Source organism: Gilliamella sp. Pas-s27, assembly GCF_009795865.1.
Classification (GTDB): Bacteria; Pseudomonadota; Gammaproteobacteria; order Enterobacterales; family Orbaceae; genus Gilliamella.
The window spans coordinates 105808-127005 of the sequence record NZ_WTEW01000004.1 but is presented as its reverse complement, the minus strand read 5'-3'; the positions used below and the strand labels follow the sequence as shown (position 1 = coordinate 127005).

Below are 21198 nucleotides of genomic sequence, written 5' to 3'. Positions count from 1 at the left end.
TTGTAATGATTCAAATAATTAATGTTATCTAATTTAATTATCCAATGTGGCTCTCTAATGTCGTTATCTAATAGATAGTCTCACTAAATTAAATTGTATAATTGCATAAAGTATAGCGCATTTTGGGTTAAATTTTAACTAATTTTTAACCATCATGTTGTTTAATATTAATAATTCAAGTTAGCTTAGCGACGTTGTTTTTGTAGTTAAATTTTTGTTAAAAAAGGAATAACGATAAGTTCATTTTTATCAATTTAGTCATGATTTTTTTACTTAAACACGATGTCTCCTGAAAGTTTTTAACAAAAATGGGCGCTTTGTCTTTTTAGATAAACTGTGTGATCACATCGTATTAAATAAAATTCACCAACCCCGCCTGCCCATAAACGAATGGAAAAGGCGAAATAGCGATACATACGTTAATGGAAAGTTGCAGAATCAGCAAATATTTAGTTACCAAAAGACTGACAACTAAAGCCTAGCGATTTAGTCACTTTTATAATACCATTAAACTGCATAAAGCGATTTTAGGGAAAACGCCTTATGTTTTAGCTCAAGAATAGGTAAATACCCCCATTTGTTTACAAGAACTTAAATTGATGCCACCGAATAGCAAATAGTATTGGCAGTAATCACAATATTAATTTTTTACTGCTGCCACAATTTTAATTTCGATTAAATATTCCTTTTTCATTAATCCCGCTTGTACAGTGCAACGTACAGGAGCGCTTCCCTTGGCTACCCATTCGTTCCATGCTTTATTCATTGCGACAAAGTCATTTTTATTAACTAAAAATAATGTTGCATCCAATATATGTGATTTATCGCTGTTAGCTCTAGCTAACATTTTATCAATTTCGGCTAAAGCACTTTTAGTTTGGATATAAGCATCATTTTCAAGATTAGTAGGAACACTTGTGTAATAAATAACGTTATTATGAATTACGGCTTCAGACCAACGTTCTTCTGGATCAATTCGTGTTATTGTCATCATATTTTCCTTATCAGATGGTTAATTAAGACACTTTAATAAAATCAGCACGCAATTTTTTTATTTCATCGCGTAGTACGCCAGCTTTTTCAAATTCAAGATTCTGAGCTGCTTCATACATCATTGCTTCAAGTTCTTTCACTTTTGCCTGAACCTCTTTAACTGAGACATACTGATACTGTTTACCATGTTCAAATGCTTGTATTTTAGCCGTTGATTTTTTAGTACTTAAACCAGCCTCTAGTATGTCTTTGATTTCTTTGCGTACCGATTTTGGTGTAATGCCATGTGCAGTATTAAAATCTTCCTGTTTTTGACGACGGCGAGCTGTCTCATCAATCGTTTTTTGCATAGCAGGCGTAATTTTATCGGCATATAATATCGCTTTACCATGCACATTTCGAGCTGCACGACCAACGGTTTGAATAAGTGCACTCTCTGAGCGTAAAAAACCTTCACGATCAGCATCCAATATAGCAACTAACGACACTTCAGGTATATCAAGACCTTCTCGCAATAAGTTAATGCCTACTAGCACATCAACTTTACCTAAACGTAAATCTCGAATAATTTCCATTCGTTCAACCGTATTAATATCTGAATGCAAATATTTGATATTGACATCATGTTCTGACAAATAATCTGTTAAGTTTTCTGCCATACGTTTAGTTAATGTAGTTACTAAAACGCGCTCATTATTCTTAGTGCGAATTTTGATTTCGGATAACAAATCATCAACCTGAGTCGCAACAGGTCGTACTTCAATAATAGGATCTAATAGCCCTGTAGGCCTAACTATTTGATCTATAATTTCGCCACCCGATTTTTCAATTTCATATTTAGCAGGAGTTGCTGACACGTAAATGGTTTGTGGCATAATATTTTCAAATTCAGCAAATTTTAATGGTCGATTATCTAATGCTGATGGTAAACGGAAGCCATATTCAACAAGATTAAGCTTGCGTGAACGGTCACCGTTATACATTGCGCCAAGTTGCGGAATTGTCACATGTGATTCATCAATGAATAATAATCCATCAGCAGGTAAATAATCAAATAATGTGGCTGGCGGATCGCCTGGATTACGCTGTGCCAAAAAACGTGAATAGTTTTCGATTCCTGAGCAGTAACCTAGCTCAGTCATCATTTCAATATCAAATAGTGTTCGTTGAGTTAAGCGTTGTTCTTCTAACAAACGATTATTATCTAATAATACTTTTTGACGTTCTTTAAGTTCCTGCTTAATTTGGGCAATCGCGTTTTCCATTATATTTCTTGGCGTAACATAGTGTGTTTTGGGATAAATAGTTATCCGTGATACTTCATTTATGCCATTACCTGTGAGCGGATCAAACATAACAATTCGATCGACTTCATCATCAAATAACTCTACACGCACGGCAAGTTCATCTGAATCAGCCGGAAAGATATCAATCACATCGCCTCTAACACGAAACGTGCCACGACTAAAGCCTATTTCGTTACGAGTGTATTGCAATTCGGCCAAACGAGTCAAAATTGAACGCTGATCAGTTATGGTACCTTTCGTTAAGTGCAATATCATCGACATATAGGTTTCTGGCGCACCTAAACCATAAATTGCTGATACCGAAGCAACGATTACAACATCACGTCGTTCTAATAGCGATTTAGTGGCAGAAAGACGCATCTGCTCTATATGTTCATTAATTGATGCATCTTTTTCAATAAATGTATCGGTTGAAGGAACATAAGATTCGGGTTGATAGTAATCGTAATAAGATACAAAATACTCAACCGCATTTTCTGGGAAAAAGGCTTTCATTTCACCATATAATTGAGCTGCCAATGTTTTATTGTGAGCTAAAATAATTGTTGGACGATTATGCGCAGCAATGACATTGGCCATGGTAAAGGTTTTACCAGATCCTGTTACGCCCAATAATGTTTGGTGTGCAATCCCGTCTTGAAGATTTTGATTAATTTTTCTTATTGCTTCAGGCTGATCACCAGCAGGTTTGAATTCGGAACATAATTTAAATTTTTTCATCACATCGCAACCAATATTTTACCTATTAATAAAAATTATCCCCAAAAGGACTTGACCTTTTAATATTTTATATTTTTTATTCAAATTGCTTTTTTATTTATAAAAAAAACAATTTACCAATGACTTGATTTATACTAACTCATTGATAAAAAATAAAAAATAACTTAACGGTTAACTTGCAATCAAATCAAGAAAAATCCTGATAGTTACTGAGGTTAGCGTTTTTTTCAATAAACTATTAACAGAGTTATCCACAGGCAACGGGGATAACTTCATAAGTACCTTTTTTATAAACTTTTTTCAATTATCAAGACAAATTTTCAAAAAAAAATCCCTTTTTTTTGGATTGTTATTCCTATTTTTAATATCACTTTTAATAGGTGTAACTAATTACTTAGCTTAACTGTTCAAATTGATATTGATAGCTATCATCAAAGTCTAGAACAAAAGTTAATCGGTGAGTGATACATTTTGGCGCATCTTCTGCATGATGAGACACAAATAACAACTGCGTATGACCTTCACTAATTAAGCGATCTATCCAACATTTTACTAATTCCCGATTAAGATGATCGAGGCCTTGTAAAGGTTCATCTAAAATAAGCAATGTTGGATGTTTAACCAAAGCTCTAGCTATCAATACTAAACGTTGTTGTCCCCAAGAAAGTGATTGAAAAGGTTTATCAGCCTGTGCTTGTAAACCTAACAACTTTAACCATTCATCAGCCAATTTAGTTTGTTTATCGCTGGTGGTTTGATATACACCAATCGAATCAAAATAACCAGACAATAACACGGTTTTAACGCTCGCATTAACGCGATAATCTAAATGTAAACTGCTACTGACATAACCAATATGGCGTTTAATATCCCAAATTGTTTCACCTGATCCACGTTTACGACCAAATAAAATAAGATCATTGCAATATCCTTGCGGATGATCACCGGTTATTAAACTTAATAACGTCGATTTACCTGCACCATTAGGCCCGACAATTTGCCAATTTTGCTTGGCTTTGACTTGCCAAGTTAACCCATTAATAATGGCTTTATCATCGTAATGAACATAACCATTATTTAATATGATACGATCTAATTCATCAGTTAATTGAATTGGTGGTTCATCGGCTTCAGGTAATGGCGTATTGGGTATATTTTCCAAATTGACCAATTGCTTGACTGTTATATCATTCAATATTGTGTCTTTTGTATCAATTTTCAATAGTTGACAATCCGCTAATATACCAATATTTTTGATAAAGCTAGGAATTTCATTAAAACGATTTAAAACAAGAATAACCGTGATATCTTGCTTAGCAAGATCAGCAAGAACTTCGGCTAAATTTTCACGCGATGCAACATCTAAGCCATCAAAGGGCTCATCTAATATCAGCAAATCGGGTTGTTGCATCAAAACTCGACAGATTAAGGTTTTGCGTGTTTCACCTGTTGAAAGATATTTAAATCGTCTAGTTAATAAATGACCGATACCAAATTGGTTTGCTAATTGTTGACAAAGCACTTGATTAAAACTGTTTTCTTGAATGATTTGCTCAGTGGTTAATCCTATATCATTTTCACCTTCACTTAGCATATCAGTATTATTCCGCTTCCACTCATCATCAATTAGTTTCTGTAACTGCTCAAATGAAATATAAGCGGTTGATTTAAATTGATTGTCTACCCTACCTGACAATAGTGTAAGCTCGCCAGATAATGCTTTAACTAACATAGATTTACCGCTACCATTGCGACCAATGCACGCTAAATTGCCACCTTGATAAACTTCTAGTTTTTCAATACTAAAAACCTTATAGTCACTGATTTTATAAACCGCATTTTCTATTTGTAACATGAATACCTCATCTTAATAAAATACTAAACTAAAGTAGCGATAATAATATTTTGCGGATCAATAGAAAGTGTAATTTGCTTACCTTCGGTTAATGCGCATTGTTCAATTTCACGAGTTTCTCTGCTGGCGTAAATCATGATTCCAGAAGGTAATGAAAAGGTAATATCACTCCAATCACCATCAGTTGTTATATTTTCAACTTTCATCAATAAACGATTTTCATGGGTATCATTTAATTCAATCAATGGTGCCTTGATTAATAAAATAACAGTTTTATCTGGGCTTAATTTTAATCGTTGCACACTTGGTTGAGTAATATAGACCTTTAATTGGGTTTGGCTATCATCTAGTTGAACCGTTACAAAGCCTGCAACACCATTGCTTTCTATTTGTTTAACGCTACCATATAATTGATTGCGAGCACTGGTTTGCAATGATAATTTAGCTGTTGCTTTTAATATATCGTCTAATGGTACTTTATCATCCCTAAGAATATAAAAAGCATGTTGTTGTAACTGAGTTAATAACTCATAAAGTTGTATAAACCTAATGGCGTAATCACTTAACTTAGTCCCTCCTCCTTTTTTACCGCCAATTTCGGTAATTAAAAAAGGGTTAGGTGCTAGTTTGTTAATTTCATTGGTAGCATCCCATGCCGTTTTATAGCTAATACCCACTTGCTTAGCAGCCTGACTTAATGAGCCTGTTTGATCGATTGCTTTTAACAACGCAATGCGCCTTGGATCAGTAAATAACTGCTGATGTATATTTAACGTTAATAAAATTTCAGGAGAAAACATAATTTAGCACCACAAATGACCACTATCCAATTAGAACAAAGACGATTAATCATTGTAGACGCTTTTTAGCATTCTTCAAAACTTGTTAAAAATCTTATTGATCATTCTATCTCATCAGTTTAATTGTACTTTGTGGATAAATTTTGCTAACATCGATATGTATTATTTTATATAACGATAATTAAGCATTCTGCTAAAAAATAAAAATATACTTTTAAAAACAAATAAATATCATTGACGACTCAAATTAATAACGACTTTTGATTGTGAGGAAAAGAATGAAAAAAATTATTGGAATTATCACCACTATCGTCATAATGGCGATGACATATTCAGCATCGGCAGTTGAAAAAGTGGCAGTTGAAAAAATCACAGTATTTGCCGCCGCATCATTAACAAATGCAATGCAAGATATCGCAACAAGTTATAAAACGGAACATAAAGATGCCGACATTGTGTTTTCATTTGCATCCTCATCAATATTAGCTAAACAAATTGAACAAGGGGCCCCCGTAGATATTTTTATGTCAGCCGATCAAAAATGGATGACTTACTTAATTGAGCATAATATTGTTAAAAACAAACAAGATCTATTGAAAAATGCATTAGTTCTTATTGCGCCCAAAAATTCGCAAGTAGGTAACGTTTTAATTAATAGCAATACCAATTGGCAGGCGATTCTACCTAAAGGTGAAAGGATTGCTATTGGTGATCCTGATCATGTGCCTGCTGGGCTCTATGCAAAAGAATCACTCACCAACTTAGGCGTATTCGACAAATTATCACCGCAATTTGCCCCAGCAAGTAATGTGCGTGATGCTTTGATGTTAGTAGAACGTAACGAAGCAGTGCTTGGTATTGTCTACAGTACTGATGCCAAAGTAAGTGATAAAGTAAAAATTGTTGGAACGTTTCCTGCAAATACATTCAAATCGATTGAATACCCAATCACGTTATTAAACTTAAAAGCGAACGATTTTTATCAATATTTAAATTCACCGCAAGCAAAAGCTATTTTTGAAAAATATGGTTTTATAATTAAGTAGTTTACGCTGGTGAAATAATACAATACAACTATGTCATTAAAACAATTATGTTATTAAACGAATTTGAATGGCAAACCTTGCTACTTAGTTTAAAAATAGCCTTTGCTGCAATTGGGTTTAGTTTACCCATTGGTATTTTAACAGCTTGGATATTAGCACGCTGTCAATTTTGGGGTAAATCGCTATTTGACAGTATTGTACATCTTCCTCTTGTTTTACCACCAGTAGTTTTAGGCTATTTATTACTAATCACCATGGGGCGACACGGTGTAATTGGTGAGTGGTTAAATCACTACTTAAATATCAGCTTTGGTTTTAATTGGCAAGGTGCTGCTTTAGCTTCGGCTGTGGTCGCCTTTCCACTCATGGTACGCTCAATTCGTTTAGCTATTGAGTCAATTGATATACGTCTTGAAAATGTGGCTAGAACCCTTGGTGCTTGTCGATGGCGAGTATTTATGACAATCACGTTACCCTTAGCCTTTCCGGGTGTTTTAATGGGAATAGTGCTAGGTTTTGCTCGTTGCTTAGGGGAATTTGGTGCCACAATTACGTTTGTATCAAATATTCAAGGTGAAACCCGTACGCTACCGCTTGCCATGTACACAATGTTACAAATTCCCGATGGCGAACAAGGTGCATTACGGCTTTGTATTATTTCTATCATGTTATCGCTAATTGCACTATTTTTATCTGAATTATTAAATCGTTGGCATAAAAATAAACTTGCTGGACAATAAATTATGTTAAAGATACAGGTTAGCAAACAGCTTGCTTCGTTTTCGTTCCAATTCAATCATAATATTGATTGTCAAGGTATTACTGCTATTTTAGGTGTTTCGGGATCGGGTAAATCAACCCTAATCAATCTTATTAATGGATTAATTAAACCAGACCAAGGTTATATCGAACTAAATAACAGGCCACTAGTTGATTGTGATAAACACCTTTTTGTTGCGCCAGAAAACCGCCAAATTGGTACCGTTTTTCAAGATGCATTACTCTTTCCCCATTATACAGTGACTAAAAATTTGACTTATGGGGCTAAAAATATCGAATCGTCAAGATTTGACGAAATCGTAAATGTGCTTAATATTCGCCCACTATTAAATCGTTATCCAGCTATGCTATCAGGTGGTGAAAAACATCGCGTAGCAATTGGTCGAGCACTATTAACAGATCCTTTACTGCTATTGATGGACGAACCACTTTCTGCACTTGATATGCCAAGAAAGAAAGAACTATTAACCTATATTAATAAATTAGCTAACGAATTAAATATACCTATTATTTATGTTACGCATAATATTAATGAAGTTAAACAAATTGCTAACAATGTCGTCATTTTAGAGCAAGGAAAGCCTATTGAGTTTGGTAAAACCAGCCAAGTTTTGCAAAGTAATTATTTAAAAGAGTGGTTATAAAGTTCGAAAAGATCGCTATTTTGCGCCTGTTTAACATATGTCACCCCATCATGCCATGCGCCAAGGACTAGGCGAGTTACTGGGCGACCATTTATTTGAAAGTGGTGAGTTGCTGGTTTGTGTGTATGGCCATGAATCATAATATCGGCATTATGCGCCATCAACATATCAACTACCGCTTGTTGATTTACATCCATAATAGATTCAGATTTAATTTGATTATGCTGACTACTTTTTTTCCTTAACTTAGTGGCAATTTTAAGTCGAATAAACAACGGCAAAAATAAAAATAGTTTTTGTAACCATTTATTATGCATCACTTTTCGAAATTTTTGATATTGAAGATCATCAGTGCACAGTAAATCGCCATGTAAAAAAACAACGTTTGTTTCTTGATTAGGTAAACAATTAACCTCTGGCAATAAGGTCATATCACACTGCTGAGCATACTTTTTGCTCAACAAAAAATCACGATTACCATGAACAAAATATTTTTTGATATTACGTTTTGATAAAGATTGTAGCGCTTGTGCAACCTGGTAATGTAAATTTGTTTTTATATCATCACCGACCCAGTAATCAAATAGATCGCCTAAAATGTAAAGCTCACAATTGTCAGGTAGTGCATTTAGAAAAGACAAAAAGCCTGCGGTTATATCACTATAACCAAAAGCAGGCTCATTATCGGCTAGATGAATATCAGCGATAAAATAACGAACAGGATTATTCAACCGTTACACTCGTAATAACAATATCTTCCATAGGGACATCTGAATGCATACCACTGCGTCCTGTTTTAACGGCTTTAATTTTATCAACCACATCAAGACCGTCTACAACTTGTGCAAAAACGCAATAGCCATAACCATTAACATCAGCAGAACGGAAGTTAAGATAATCATTATCTACTACATTGATAAAAAATTGAGCTGTTGCAGAATGTGGATCAGATGTACGAGCCATGGCTAAAGTACCGCGATCATTCTTTAAACCGTTATCAGCTTCATTTTTAATAGGAGATTTGGTTTTTTTCTGCTTCATACCGGGTTCAAAACCACCGCCTTGAATCATGAAATTATTAATAACACGATGAAAGATAGTATTGTTATAAAAACCGTCTTTGCAATATTCAACAAAATTTTTAACTGTTTCTGGCGCTTTGTCATCAAAAGTTTCGATTTTAATATCACCTAGATTAGTGTGAAATATAATCATAAAAAATTCCTTACTCTCTTCTTTAATTTAACGTAAATTGATAAATTCCAAACAATGAGATTACATTAATTTTAACTACATTAATTTTAACTACATTAATTTTAGTTACTTGCTAAACTTTTCACAAGCTTCAAGCGTGTTACTCATCAACATAGCAACAGTCATAGGACCAACACCACCAGGAACTGGGGTTATCCAACCAGCTCGATTAACGGCAACATCAAACTCAACATCACCAACAAGTTTACCATCAGGCAAGCGATTAATACCAACATCAATAACAATTGCCCCAGGTTTAATCCATTCCCCTTTAACATAGTTAGGAATACCGACTCCTGCAACAACAATATCGGCATTGCTAACATGTTTTGCTAAATCAACCGTACGGCTATGAGTAATGGTGGTTGTGCAGCCTAATAATAATAACTCTAACGCCATAGGACGACCAACAATGCTAGATGCCCCAATCACTGTGGCATTTAAACCTGATAGATTAATACCTGTTGATTCAAGCATTTTAACTACACCATATGGTGTACATGGTCGCAAAATAGGGTCACGTTGTAATAAGTGCCCAATATTGTAAGGATGAAAACCATCAACGTCTTTACTTGGTTCAATATGTTCAAGAACCTTGGTTTTGTCAATATTATCAGGCAAAGGGAGTTGCACTAAAATACCATGCACATCTGGACGTTGATTGAGTTCATCAATTAATGCTAACAACTCATCGGTAGTAGCCGATGGGAAATCATAAGCAAAAGAAACAAAACCAACATCGTCGCACGCCTTTTGCTTATTTTTGACATAGATTTTTGATGCAGGATCTGAACCTACTTGTATAACAGCAAGTCCAGGAACAGATAAGCCACTTTCAACACGCTTGTTGACTTTGCTGGCAATGTCATTACGAATTTGTTGCGATAACGCCTTACCATCAATTATTTGTGCACTCATAAGCATAAGTTTCCGTTTAGCTATCATAGTAAAGGCGTCATTTTCGCAAAAGTTTTTATTAATGTCTATTTACTTGTGAATGGATTGTTTAAGTTGCGTTAATATTTGCTCATATTGCCCATCAATATCGGTAATAACCGAACAAATATGAGCATCAAACGCCTTTAATTTCGGTTTTTGCGCTTTCCACTCATTTTTAGAAATAGTCTTGATTGCGCTTAAATTTTTGAAAAAATTCAAATGTAAAATACTGCCACCCACGACATTATAAAAAATGTGTTGACCAATATCTTCTCCATCTTTTTTTAGATTATTGAAGTTTTGGTAAGAAAACTGCGTATTGCCATTTTCGGTACTAATTGAGCCATGTAGCAACTTAACTAAACGTTTATATAATTTGTTTAATTCACTTTTTAGTTCACTATCATTGCTAAGGTGATTTTTTATTGCCTGTTCAAAAGTTATTTTAACTTCTAACAATAAATTTAACGACTGCTGCTCTAACAGTGGTAATTGTTGGCGTAAATCTTGTTGAAAATAGACTAGTTTTTTTTGTAATGATGGGTTGGGTGAAATTAATCTGTTATTTAAAACCACATTACCATTTTGCATGATAGTTAAATCATCTTTTTTATTAAAAATACGCACGCTTTCTTTATTGATGGTAATATCATAGCTAGGTTTAACCGCACACTCTTTTTTTGCAGCAAATGCAATGATAGGCAGTAATAAAGTAATCAATAATAATCCTTTTAACATATTCATATCCAGCTATTTAATTAATAATGATTATCAAAACTATAAGATAATAAACATAATAAAATAGAATTTAATATCAAGTCATACAAGGAATTTTTGACATATTGAGCTTAATAAAGATACTTACAATGTTATAAAAAGGAAAATATTTTTATATCTATAAAAATTTGGCCTAATGCATTAGTTGATTTACTACAAAAAATTTTAAAAAAATAAAAAGCTATCATTTTTATTATGTAAGTGGCATTTATAGAAAAATTATCGTCAAAAATAATGTATTATTTTATTTAAAACTAACGCTAGTTCAGATTTCCCCCCAAAAATCCTAAAAATTTCAAATAATTCAGGAAAAATTATAAAGATTTAGAGCACTATCTTAGCTATTCAGAATAAATCAACTATTTGTTTTTAACATTATTAAATAATGTAGCTTATTGTTATTAATTCTTGCTTCCAAAATTTCACTACAATTTAAATAAAAACCATAAATATTAGTAAATACTATTGATTCTTGGCATTAAAAATTGAATCTCGATATATAAAAATAAAATCCTTGTAACTCTAAACAAGGATTTTTTGCAAATCATAACTATTTAAAATTACATCCTAATATGTCCCATATCACTTTTTATATTCTACCCTTACCTTAAAGCACTAATGATTTCAGTTTTTTTATGCAATTTAATCATTAATTATTTATCCTTTACATGCAACCAAATGCTGATATTTCATATCGTAAGTATTTACATTTCCTGCCCTAGCATCGCCAACAAACATATAATAATTCTTAGTATGTATATTTGATGACCAGTAAAATGCTTTTCCATCCATTGCATTTGCAAAATCTCCCCATTGAGAATTAGGATAACTTTTAATATCACTATATCCCCATTCAGCAAATACTCCTCCTCCAATTGCTCGAGTAAATGTATTAGGCATTCCCTGCCAACCTGTATTAGGAGCAATACTATTTTGTGGAGAATTGGTAAACATTGATAAAGAAGGAAGATTCTGTACTCCTCCACATCGTTGCTTTGCAGCTTCCCAACCCATATAATTGTTACCCTGAGGAATTAACCAAACTAATGTTGGGTTAAACGTGTAATCATGATAAACCGCTGTATCCCTTTTTAGGATCGCCCGTATAGTAACATTTCCTGTAGGTTTATTCCTTAATAATACAATACCATTATCATCAATTGACACACCACTACCTGGGTTACTAATTATTCGATAAAGATAATCAGTTTGAGCCCCTGTCATTACTAATTGAAATTTAGCTCCTGGAAAACCTGTAGTAGGAAACTTATTTGATGAAATTGTCGGATTAGCTTTAAAACCATAATTTGGTACATAATCATCAGTAAAACCACCTCCATGAATAGGATGTGGCTTTGTATGATTTTCATCATTCCAACTTTCTGATCCTCTATCACTATTATAACCAATCCATTGTTCTTTAGGGCGAGCAATAATTCCATTCGGTTTAGCATAACACAATTCAGACATTGCTGCTATTTGGTAACTTTTGGATAATGTTATTGACTCACCTTCATCTGGAATACCATACGCCGAGTGCGCTTTGACATCAGTTTTAATAATAAGCCTTAAAGGCATAGCATAACCACTGCCACAACCGATAATATTATTAAATGGATCACTGGTTTCGGTTTTATTTATTCTTATACCAGAATTGTCATACCATTCATATGTCGTTTGTTCTATTAAAAAAGGGATATTTCCATCTGCATCATCGCCATCTATATCGCTATAATTATTAATTCTATCCAAGTTTTGTGAAGTGTATGCTACAATCTCGAAATCATTAAACCTTAAATTCCCATTAAATTCTTTAATTTCATCGGCTTTTATATTTCCACCCGCTTCGCTATAAAAAGTACCACCCACTCTAAAGCCTTGTTTATCTGCACTGTTTAATGCGACGACTTTAGGTGCATTACCGACAATAAAATGGGCCGATGTTGCGGAAAGTATTGCATAAGCTGAATTCACTATTACCAACTGCAATAATAAAAATAATATCAATTTAATTAAGTTCCACTTTAAATGAACAATAAGTACCGTGATTTTATCTGTTAGGTTTGAATTGTAATAGATGTGTCTAAAATGAGAAAATAAAACTAAAGATGAAAAGTTTGACTGAAACATAAAATGAAAACAACAATTGCCCGATGCCAGATTTAAGACCATATTTTTATCATTCCTTATACTCATTTTTATCGATTTATTTATATTATATAATTAGTTAGTTTTATGAAATATGAAAAATTACACTGTACTGTATAAACAAAACTTAATTAAAGGTATTATAAGAAAAAAATATTTTCTTTTGCTTATTTTTTTGTAAATTTTTGTTAAGCATAGCTAATGGTATAATGATGAATTTCAATACACGGAATTATTTTAATGTATTAACGTTATATTATAAAAAAGATAAGTATATTAAAGCCGTCATAAATAGCACCCAAATTTCTTCTAACCCTATAATTAATAGGTACACCCTATTAAATTAACTATATTTAACAACTTTTTTTTAATTAAAAGTAACGTATAGTAATGACATATTAAAAACAACTTATTCGAGGTAACAAATGTATACTGTAATTTTTGGACGTCAAGGTTGTCCTTATTGTGTTCGAGCTAAAGAGTTAGCCGAAAAACTATCTCAAGAGCGTGATGATTTTTCTTATCGTTATGTGGATATAAATGCTGAAGGTATTACTAAAGAAGATCTTTCTAAAAGCGTTGGTAAACCTGTTGAGACAGTACCACAAATCTTTATTGATGAAAAGCCAATCGGTGGCTGTACTGATTTTGAAGCCTATGCAAAAGCGCATTTAGGACTTTTTAAAGAATAAATAACACGCAATTTTTTGCTAAAAGCCACCTTTAAGTGGCTTTTTTATTTTATCTTCCTGGTAACTTTTTCCAAGTCACTTCATTACGTAAATAAGTTGGCTCAACATCTTCAACATTCACAAGTTCATTCTTTTGCCATTTATTCTTAGCAAGAACAACAAGATCTTGGGCATGAGGTAATAAGATGTCGCTTTGTTTTACTCCATTAATCATATCAGGATAAGTTTGCCAACCCGTACCTGCACAATAATCATCTTGACTAATATGCTTCACCGTTTCGATTACTTTTTCAGGTCTAATAACACACTCAGCAATAACCGCTTGCCATTGTTCGTTAACATAATGATATTGACCTAAATAAACCTCATTCATTCTAGCATCAATTGCGGCAATAACATTTGTTGCTTGTGTTGTTCGATAAACACCCTGCGCCAAAGTCATTAATGTTGATACACCTATCATGGGTTTATCAATACCTAATGCTAAGCCTTGAGCCACGCCAATACCAATTCTAACCCCTGTAAAACTACCCGGACCTTGTCCAAAAGCGATTGCATCAACTTGCGTAAGTGAACAGTCTGATTGTTTAAGAAGTCTGTCAACCATCGGTAATATTTGTTTCGTATGATCACGTGCCGATACAATAAAATCGTGAGTGATTTCGTTACGGTAGAGTAAAGCTGCCGAACAAGCTTCTGTTGAGGTATCAATGGCTAAAATAGTACTCATGTTTTTTCCAAAATATTTTATCTATTATCATTTAGCTTTTAGTTGTTAAAAAGCTTATAACTTTCTTTATATCCCGTGTTCTTGGTGACGACGGTAAGCTATTAATAAATGTTGCACCATAGGGTCGCATTACTAAACGATTATCACAAATAATAACTGCACCACGATCATTGTGATGACGAATTAATCGCCCTACACCTTGTTTTAAGGTGATAACAGCTTCCGGCAATTGTACATCATTAAATGCATCCCCTCCCTGCATTTGACAATCTTCCATACGAGCTTTAATTAACGGATCATCAGGCGAGGTAAACGGCAATTTATCTATAATAACACATGAGAGTGTATCACCTCTAACATCAATCCCTTCCCAAAAGCTGCTGGTAGCAATAAGTAACGCATTGCCAGTATGAATAAACTGTTCAAGCAATTTAACTTTACTGGTTTCGCCTTGCACGAGTACGGGTAATTTGGTTAATTCTCGAAACTGTTTAGCCAGTGCATTCATCATTGCGTATGAGGTACACAAAAAGAAACAACGTCCATTATTAGCTTCAATAACGGGCAATAAAATATTGGCTAATTTTTCAGCGTTACCTTGTTCGTTTGGTGATGGAATATAACGTGGAACACACAAAATCGTCTGATTAATATAATCAAATGGGCTTTCTAATATTAGCGAATCAGCATTAGTTAGCCCTAAACGTTTAGTAAAATAATCTAATTGATTATCAACCGATAACGTTGCAGACGTAAAAATCCAACTACCTTTACGTTCAGTAAGTAATTCTGTAAATTTATCAGCCACAGACAGCGGTGTTAAAGCAAAGATAAAGGAGTTATAGCTACTTTCATACCAGTAACTAAAACCTGTTATATTGGTTTGCTGTAATCGCTTTAAAAGCATAGTATATTGCTTAATGCGTTCAAGACAGTTGTCTAACGTTGTCGAACGTCCAACGGCTAATAACAAAACTTCGTGACAAAAATCTAGTGCATCGACAAGATAAGAAATCTCTTTTTTAACCGCTTCTTGGTTAAATAAAAACCGTAAATTACCTTTTGGTGGCTGTTGACTAATAACAATTCGCAAGTCTTGCGTACACTTTTGTAGTTTATCAGCACATTGCTGTAGCTGAGACATATCTTTGACTTCGGTACGATAAGCTAAATTAATTTCTTTTGCTAGATCAAAAAGTTGACGGCTGGTTAGCTGTTCTCCAAAATAGTGACAAGCAAGATCGGGTAATTGATGAGCCTCGTCAAAAATCATAACATCTGCTTTAGGAATTAGTTCACCAAAACCGGTATCTTTTACCACGACATCAGCTAAAAACAAATGATGGTTAACCACAACAATATCTGCATTTAAAGCTCGTTTGCGCGCTTTGACAACATAACAATCACTATAATGTTCACAATCACTTCCTAAACAATTATCATTTGTGCTTGTTAATATTGGCCAAATAGAATTATCTTCTGTGACAGTTGTGCATTTGCTAATATCCCCGTCTTTGGTTTTAATCGACCAATTTTTAACACGCGCTAAATCAGCGCGTAACTGCTTATCAAGGTCACCTGCTGCTGCATATTGATGATACATTCTTTCTAAACAAAGATAATTAGCTCGACCTTTAAGTAGAGCTATTTTGCCTGTGTAATTTAATGCTTTTTTTATTATTGGTAAGTCTTTGCTGAATAACTGTTCCTGTAAATTTTTAGAGCCAGTTGAAAGTATTACTTTTTTATCACTACGCAGTGCGGGTACTAAATAAGCAAAAGTTTTACCCGTCCCTGTTCCTGCTTCAACCACAAGAGAATGCTGTTTTTTTATTGATTCAGAGACTTTACTTGCCATATTGCGTTGTGGCTCTCTTGCCACAAACCCCTCTATAGCCTTAGCAAGTAAACCATCCTCTGCAAAATCATCAATCACTTAAATATACCCAATAAAAAGCTAAGTTCAACACACCAATAAAATTAAGAAAATATATTCTAAGAAAAATAAAACGTTATGAAAATATAATGACTCATTTCCAAAATGAGGTGAATTTATTATTGCTGAATTGAATAATTAACAATGCAAATAATTGCCGTACTATACCAGTAACAAAGAGAAAAAGATATATAGGTATATTTTAAGACGAATACGGTTGTTTTTTATTTTGAACATTACCCATTAAAAATAGATAGTGTTCAACGCTTAAAAAGCTAAATAATCAATAATAAATTTATTTTGCCAGTTTGGTTTTCAAATAAATTAAATAATGCTTAATTCCCGATAAATATTTTTTCTGTTTAAACATTAATCGAGAATAGGCTCGTATTGAAGATGTTTTTTTACAACTATATAAAGGCAGTTCATCATTTTTCCATGGCGATTTTTGCAAATAAAAATCGAATAATCTTGAACGATAAGGCTGATGCCAAGGTTTATTTTTAGTAATATAATGAATTAATACTGTATCGTCTGGAACTTTCGAATCTTCATTACCATTTATTGATAACGCTAGTAGATTATTATATTTTTTTGCTAATATGATTCTTTTTTCACCTATTGCAATATTTAATACGTCTTGATCTGGATATTGATATTTTTCACCACTATTTAATAGCGTTAGCGTTTTAGTTGTAATATCTTCCTGACACCAAAGTGGAATATTAATTAACATAACTCCTGAATTGAAATACGTACCAAACATTACGTGATATTTAGCACATTGGGACTCTTGCATATAGGGGGCATCAGCAACAGCGGCAACGACTGCTGAATCTAAATTAGTATTATAAATAAATGCTAAATTTTGAATACAGAGTGTATCACTATCAATATAAAGCAACCTTTCAGTAACATCTTTTAAAATTATCGGCGCAATTAATCGAACACAAGCTGAAATTGGAAACTGTTCAGTATTTCTGGAGTCTATTTTAAACTGATCATTAATGACATATTCGGTGATAGAAACATCACCTGATTTAATATCTGCAAATTTTTTTCTATTCTCTTTTGAAATATTATGTGTAAAAAGATGAAAATGAATCTGCTGGTTTTTGTTATTTTCAATAACAGAGATAACGTCGACACCTGCCGATAGCGCATAATTATTATCAAAACATAATAAAATATGTAATACAGGTGTATTATTTAATGAATTACACAATAATAATTTATTTCGTTTATGAATAAACTTATCAACATCAATCACACAACTAATCCTTAATGCTTTTTGAACGCTTTATGTTTCAAATACAATAAATAATACTTACAAGCAGAAAAATATTTATGTTGGCTTGCAAGAAGTTTAGCATATCGCCTTGTCGTTGAAGGAGCATTTTCATTGGCAAGTAATAATTTATCTTTTGCCCACGGCGAGGAAGCGATATAACTTTGATAAAGAGGTGTTATATAAAGCTGGTACCAAGGTTTATTACCCGTTACATAATGAATAATAACGGTATCTTTACTGATAAGATTGTCTTCTTGCCCACCAACTGTCAATGAAGTTAAGTTATTAAAACAACGAGGTAAAAATACGGTTTTTCCTTGCATTAAAATGTTTAATACATCCTGATCAGCAAACTTATATATTTGACCACTATTAATCATTGCAAATGCTTTGTCTGTAAGATTGTTTTGCACCCACATATCCGTATTAATATAAATCATACCTGCATTAAAATATTCACCTAATGGAATATTACAAGCGGTACATTGTTTTTCTTGTGTTTTATCAACATCAGGGACGACCGCAGAATATTTATTCGTTAAATCAGTGTTAATTAATTCATTAAGATTACTAGTACATAAAACATCACAATCCAGATATAAAACCCTAGAAGTCACTTTATTTAAAATTTGTGGAACAACAAATCGTAAACACGTTGATGCCGAAACATGCAGCACTAAAGTATCAGGATTAATAGAAAAATCATCACTAATTTCATAACAAATTATAGTCACATTTTCTTTACTTAGTTGATTAAACCTTATGATTTTCTCATTCGATACGTTATTAGCAAATAAATGAAAAACTAAGTTTTTATCTGGATTATTTAAAATGACTGAAGACATAGCAATACCTGCTGGCATTGCATAATTATCATCAAAGCAAAAAGCGATATGTGTAGACTGTAAGGATTCTATGGTATTATTAAATAATGTTGTAATTTTACTGATAAAAAGGTTTTCTTTCATCGTATACTTTTTTAAAACCATGATTAAAAATTTGTAATATTGTAACATACGTTAAATTAAACAATGAAGTAATAATCAATTTTATATTGACATATCCTGTTAGTAATGACTAAATAACAGCGTTAAGTTTTAAAGAGCATTAGAAATGGATAAGAGTATTAATATTGCATATTGCACAGATTCAAATTATCTTGAACATGTAGGTGTTTCAATTACCTCTATCATACTTAATAATATGCATAATGATATTCATTTTCATGTTTTTTTATATGATGTAACTATAGAAGAACAAGAAAAATTACAACAAATTAGCTCATCAATTACGCTCTATTCAATTCCTGCCGATGAATTAAATAAGTACTCAGATACAAAAAATAACAAAGTACAACATATTAATCGATCGATGTATATCCGATTATCCGTTCCAAGACTATTACATGGCATTGTCGATAAATTTATTTATTTAGATGCGGATGTGTTATGTTTTGCTGATATATCTCCAATTTTAAATACTAATATAGATTCAGTTATTTGTGCAGTAACACCGGACTCACTAGATGAACAAAATATGTTAAAAAACCAAGAAAGACTAGAACTAACTTCTGATTGTTATTTTAACTCTGGGTTCTTATATATAAATGTTGATAACTGGATGAAGTTTGATACCGAAAATAAAACGAATAAAATATTATTATCATTAGAACAAAAAGAATTAATTTATCCAGATCAAGATGCATTAAATATAGTTTTACAGCATCAGGTATTATTTATCGATCCGAATTGGAATTATTTATTTACTTGGATGAATGATAAACAAAAAGAAACATTCTTTTATAATAAAAGCACGTTACCATACATTGTACATTTTACTGGTGCACGAAAAATGTGGTATCAAGAACACACTGGGCTTGCGCAAAATATTTATTGTTTTTATAAGCATTTTACGCCATGGGCAAATAACCCGCTTAAAAGTTATAAGCATAAAATGCGTATTAATGATTATCGTATTTATGCCAAAAACAACATAAAAGAGAAAAAATTCGTCACTGCCTTAAAGTATTATTTGCTTTATTTAATCAATAAATTTAAAAATTAGATCTAAATCACTTAGATATATTTACTAATTGCCCCTATTAAATTATCAGGGTCAATCTTTTCCATACTATTAACATAAAAAACAATTTGTTTTCCATTTATATCGTTGGGTGACCAAATATGACTATTTACTTGCAAGTTAAGATTCGGGGTGTATTTTTTTATATATTTTTTATCTAAAAATAAATCTTGCTGTAAATATTTATAATTACTCAATTCTCGACTGTAAACAGATTTCAAACTATTTGAGTTAGGAGGCGGTGGCTCCATATAAATTGAAATACACTTAGTTGAAAAAGCTGAAGCAATATGTACTATTGATGTATCAACACTAATAACTAAATCTGCTTTTTTTATTAAAGGAATGACATCAGAAATTGTAGGAGACTGAAATTTAACACAATCTGGTATAACTAATTTATCAAATTTTTTACCTTGACCAATTAATATTATTTTATAATCTTGATGGCAGTTTTTTAATAAATCACACAACATTTTAATCTGATGCACAGATAAACAACGATAGTTTGAACTACCATAGGGGTTTATTACGACAAATTTATTTTGGGGTTTAATATTATGAGTAATAAATATGTCCACATTTTTTTCTTTAACAGAATCAATAAAAATTTCGTAATTAAACGAACTATGTTTAATATTAAGGTATGTTAAATAATATTTAAGTTGATTTGTAACATGATCTTCTGGCTGATAATAAGGCAAAGAAATATTGAATGATTTTATATTGCTTTTATTGTAACTAAGTAAATGTGTACTTCTCACAAAACAACAAAAAAACAAATGTTTTATATCTAATCGCCTGTGAAATCGTGCATCAATTGCCAAGTCAAACTCATATTTTCTAACCATTTTTAGTGAGTTAATTAACTTGCCCAAACTTTTATCATTATACAAAAAACAACCCGTTATATGTGGATTGTTATCTAAAATTTCTAAGCTACTTTTTCGAGAAGATATATAAACTTCATATCCTTTATCAGCCAAATATCGGATAAATGGTGTTGTAACTATCATATCCCCAATACAATCATTTCTAATAACAAGTACTTTCTTTATCTTACTAGTATTAAATAGTGTTTTTTTCTTTTTCAAAAAAATAGTAAAAATAAACAAAACTTTTATATATAAAATATATTTAATTTTTTTAGTAATAAAATTACGTTTCCAATTTAACTGCCGCAATTTTTGCTTGAAATCCATCA

Annotated in this window: 19 protein-coding genes; 5 read left to right on the top strand and 14 right to left on the bottom strand. The window is 32.3% G+C overall.

Annotated features, from left to right (window positions below):
- Positions 1-640: 640 nt before the first annotated feature.
- The 4 genes from GQ589_RS03040 to GQ589_RS03025 all read right to left on the bottom strand — a co-directional run bounded on the left by GQ589_RS03040 (position 641) and on the right by GQ589_RS03025 (position 5675).
- Entirely contained in the window at positions 641-991 is a 351-nt protein-coding gene (locus GQ589_RS03040) for a RidA family protein (RefSeq protein ID WP_160424535.1), read from the bottom strand.
- A gap of 25 nt (positions 992-1016) precedes the next feature.
- Entirely contained in the window at positions 1017-3023 is a 2007-nt protein-coding gene (gene uvrB / locus GQ589_RS03035) for an excinuclease ABC subunit UvrB (protein WP_160412503.1), read from the bottom strand.
- A 391-nt stretch (positions 3024-3414) separates the two neighbouring features.
- Complete coding sequence (gene modF / locus GQ589_RS03030; protein WP_160400034.1) at positions 3415-4875, bottom strand: molybdate ABC transporter ATP-binding protein ModF; 1461 nt, start codon at positions 4873-4875, stop codon at positions 3415-3417.
- 23 nt (positions 4876-4898) lie between these two features.
- Complete coding sequence (locus GQ589_RS03025) at positions 4899-5675, bottom strand: TOBE domain-containing protein (RefSeq protein WP_160424526.1); 777 nt, start codon at positions 5673-5675, stop codon at positions 4899-4901.
- Between the two features lie 278 nt (positions 5676-5953).
- On the opposite strand from GQ589_RS03025, the gene modA reads away from it, so the two are divergent.
- Genes modA through modC form a run of 3 tightly spaced genes read left to right on the top strand, consistent with a single transcriptional unit; the run spans position 5954 to position 8145 of the window.
- The gene (modA, locus tag GQ589_RS03020) at positions 5954-6721 is read left to right on the top strand and encodes a molybdate ABC transporter substrate-binding protein (RefSeq protein ID WP_160424524.1); all 768 of its coding nucleotides are present in this window, start codon (positions 5954-5956) and stop codon (positions 6719-6721) included.
- A gap of 47 nt (positions 6722-6768) precedes the next feature.
- Positions 6769-7461 (top strand): molybdate ABC transporter permease subunit, encoded by a 693-nt coding sequence (modB, locus tag GQ589_RS03015; protein ID WP_160424521.1) that lies wholly within the window; start codon positions 6769-6771, stop codon positions 7459-7461.
- Between the two features lie 3 nt (positions 7462-7464).
- On the top strand, positions 7465-8145 hold the full coding sequence (modC, locus tag GQ589_RS03010; protein WP_160424519.1) for a molybdenum ABC transporter ATP-binding protein: 681 nt from the start codon (positions 7465-7467) through the stop codon (positions 8143-8145).
- Here the strand turns inward: modC and GQ589_RS03005 are convergent.
- From GQ589_RS03005 to GQ589_RS02985, 5 genes are all read right to left on the bottom strand, one after another.
- A complete protein-coding gene (locus GQ589_RS03005) occupies positions 8124-8876 on the bottom strand; it encodes a UDP-2,3-diacylglucosamine diphosphatase (RefSeq protein ID WP_160400039.1) in 753 nt (250 codons plus the stop codon). The two genes, modC and GQ589_RS03005, sit on opposite strands and share 22 nt — an antisense overlap.
- Positions 8869-9360: a peptidylprolyl isomerase B gene (gene ppiB, locus GQ589_RS03000; RefSeq protein WP_160400040.1), complete on the bottom strand. Its 492-nt coding sequence runs from the start codon at positions 9358-9360 to the stop codon at positions 8869-8871. The genes GQ589_RS03005 and ppiB overlap by 8 nt, the downstream gene beginning before the upstream one ends.
- A 105-nt stretch (positions 9361-9465) precedes the next feature.
- A complete protein-coding gene (gene folD / locus GQ589_RS02995; protein ID WP_160424517.1) occupies positions 9466-10317 on the bottom strand; it encodes a bifunctional methylenetetrahydrofolate dehydrogenase/methenyltetrahydrofolate cyclohydrolase FolD in 852 nt (283 codons plus the stop codon).
- A 69-nt stretch (positions 10318-10386) separates the two neighbouring features.
- Positions 10387-11076: a DUF2884 family protein gene (locus GQ589_RS02990; RefSeq protein WP_160424515.1), complete on the bottom strand. Its 690-nt coding sequence runs from the start codon at positions 11074-11076 to the stop codon at positions 10387-10389.
- A gap of 696 nt (positions 11077-11772) precedes the next feature.
- The gene (locus GQ589_RS02985; RefSeq protein WP_237399172.1) at positions 11773-13287 is read right to left on the bottom strand and encodes a hypothetical protein; all 1515 of its coding nucleotides are present in this window, start codon (positions 13285-13287) and stop codon (positions 11773-11775) included.
- 401 nt (positions 13288-13688) lie between these two features.
- Between GQ589_RS02985 and GQ589_RS02980 the strand changes: the two genes are divergently transcribed.
- Positions 13689-13955 carry a GrxA family glutaredoxin gene (locus tag GQ589_RS02980; RefSeq protein ID WP_091119919.1) on the top strand — a complete coding sequence of 89 codons (267 nt, stop codon included), beginning with the start codon at positions 13689-13691 and terminating at the stop codon, positions 13953-13955.
- 49 nt (positions 13956-14004) lie between these two features.
- On the opposite strand, the gene tsaB is transcribed toward GQ589_RS02980, so the two are convergent.
- From tsaB to GQ589_RS02960, 4 genes are all read right to left on the bottom strand, one after another.
- Positions 14005-14685: a tRNA (adenosine(37)-N6)-threonylcarbamoyltransferase complex dimerization subunit type 1 TsaB gene (gene tsaB / locus GQ589_RS02975; protein WP_160424510.1), complete on the bottom strand. Its 681-nt coding sequence runs from the start codon at positions 14683-14685 to the stop codon at positions 14005-14007.
- 31 nt (positions 14686-14716) lie between these two features.
- Positions 14717-16621 carry an ATP-dependent DNA helicase gene (locus GQ589_RS12505; RefSeq protein WP_160412519.1) on the bottom strand — a complete coding sequence of 635 codons (1905 nt, stop codon included), beginning with the start codon at positions 16619-16621 and terminating at the stop codon, positions 14717-14719.
- Between the two features lie 295 nt (positions 16622-16916).
- Entirely contained in the window at positions 16917-17891 is a 975-nt protein-coding gene (locus tag GQ589_RS02965; RefSeq protein ID WP_160412520.1) for a glycosyltransferase, read from the bottom strand.
- Between the two features lie 11 nt (positions 17892-17902).
- Entirely contained in the window at positions 17903-18880 is a 978-nt protein-coding gene (locus tag GQ589_RS02960) for a glycosyltransferase family 8 protein (protein WP_160400046.1), read from the bottom strand.
- Between the two features lie 145 nt (positions 18881-19025).
- On the opposite strand from GQ589_RS02960, the gene GQ589_RS02955 reads away from it, so the two are divergent.
- Positions 19026-19976 (top strand): glycosyltransferase family 8 protein, encoded by a 951-nt coding sequence (locus GQ589_RS02955; protein WP_160424508.1) that lies wholly within the window; start codon positions 19026-19028, stop codon positions 19974-19976.
- A gap of 11 nt (positions 19977-19987) precedes the next feature.
- On the opposite strand, the gene GQ589_RS02950 is transcribed toward GQ589_RS02955, so the two are convergent.
- Positions 19988-21196 carry a glycosyltransferase family 9 protein gene (locus GQ589_RS02950; protein WP_237399171.1) on the bottom strand — a complete coding sequence of 403 codons (1209 nt, stop codon included), beginning with the start codon at positions 21194-21196 and terminating at the stop codon, positions 19988-19990.
- Between the last annotated feature and the right edge of the window lie 2 nt (positions 21197-21198).

Excerpts from the sequence above, each read along its gene's own strand:
- GQ589_RS03040 (WP_160424535.1), bottom strand. The coding sequence starts at position 991 with ATGACAATAACACGAATTGATCCAGAAGAACGTTGGTCTGAAGCCGTA.
- modF (WP_160400034.1), bottom strand. The coding sequence starts at position 4,875 with ATGTTACAAATAGAAAATGCGGTTTATAAAATCAGTGACTATAAGGTT.
- GQ589_RS03025 (WP_160424526.1), bottom strand. The coding sequence starts at position 5,675 with ATGTTTTCTCCTGAAATTTTATTAACGTTAAATATACATCAGCAGTTA.
- modA (WP_160424524.1), top strand. The coding sequence starts at position 5,954 with ATGAAAAAAATTATTGGAATTATCACCACTATCGTCATAATGGCGATG.
- modB (WP_160424521.1), top strand. The coding sequence starts at position 6,769 with ATGTTATTAAACGAATTTGAATGGCAAACCTTGCTACTTAGTTTAAAA.
- modC (WP_160424519.1), top strand. The coding sequence starts at position 7,465 with ATGTTAAAGATACAGGTTAGCAAACAGCTTGCTTCGTTTTCGTTCCAA.
- ppiB (WP_160400040.1), bottom strand. The coding sequence starts at position 9,360 with ATGATTATATTTCACACTAATCTAGGTGATATTAAAATCGAAACTTTT.
- folD (WP_160424517.1), bottom strand. The coding sequence starts at position 10,317 with ATGAGTGCACAAATAATTGATGGTAAGGCGTTATCGCAACAAATTCGT.
- GQ589_RS02990 (WP_160424515.1), bottom strand. The coding sequence starts at position 11,076 with ATGTTAAAAGGATTATTATTGATTACTTTATTACTGCCTATCATTGCA.
- GQ589_RS02985 (WP_237399172.1), bottom strand. The coding sequence starts at position 13,287 with ATGGTCTTAAATCTGGCATCGGGCAATTGTTGTTTTCATTTTATGTTT.
- GQ589_RS02980 (WP_091119919.1), top strand. The coding sequence starts at position 13,689 with ATGTATACTGTAATTTTTGGACGTCAAGGTTGTCCTTATTGTGTTCGA.
- tsaB (WP_160424510.1), bottom strand. The coding sequence starts at position 14,685 with ATGAGTACTATTTTAGCCATTGATACCTCAACAGAAGCTTGTTCGGCA.
- GQ589_RS02960 (WP_160400046.1), bottom strand. The coding sequence starts at position 18,880 with ATGAAAGAAAACCTTTTTATCAGTAAAATTACAACATTATTTAATAAT.
- GQ589_RS02955 (WP_160424508.1), top strand. The coding sequence starts at position 19,026 with ATGGATAAGAGTATTAATATTGCATATTGCACAGATTCAAATTATCTT.
- GQ589_RS02950 (WP_237399171.1), bottom strand. The coding sequence starts at position 21,196 with ATGGATTTCAAGCAAAAATTGCGGCAGTTAAATTGGAAACGTAATTTT.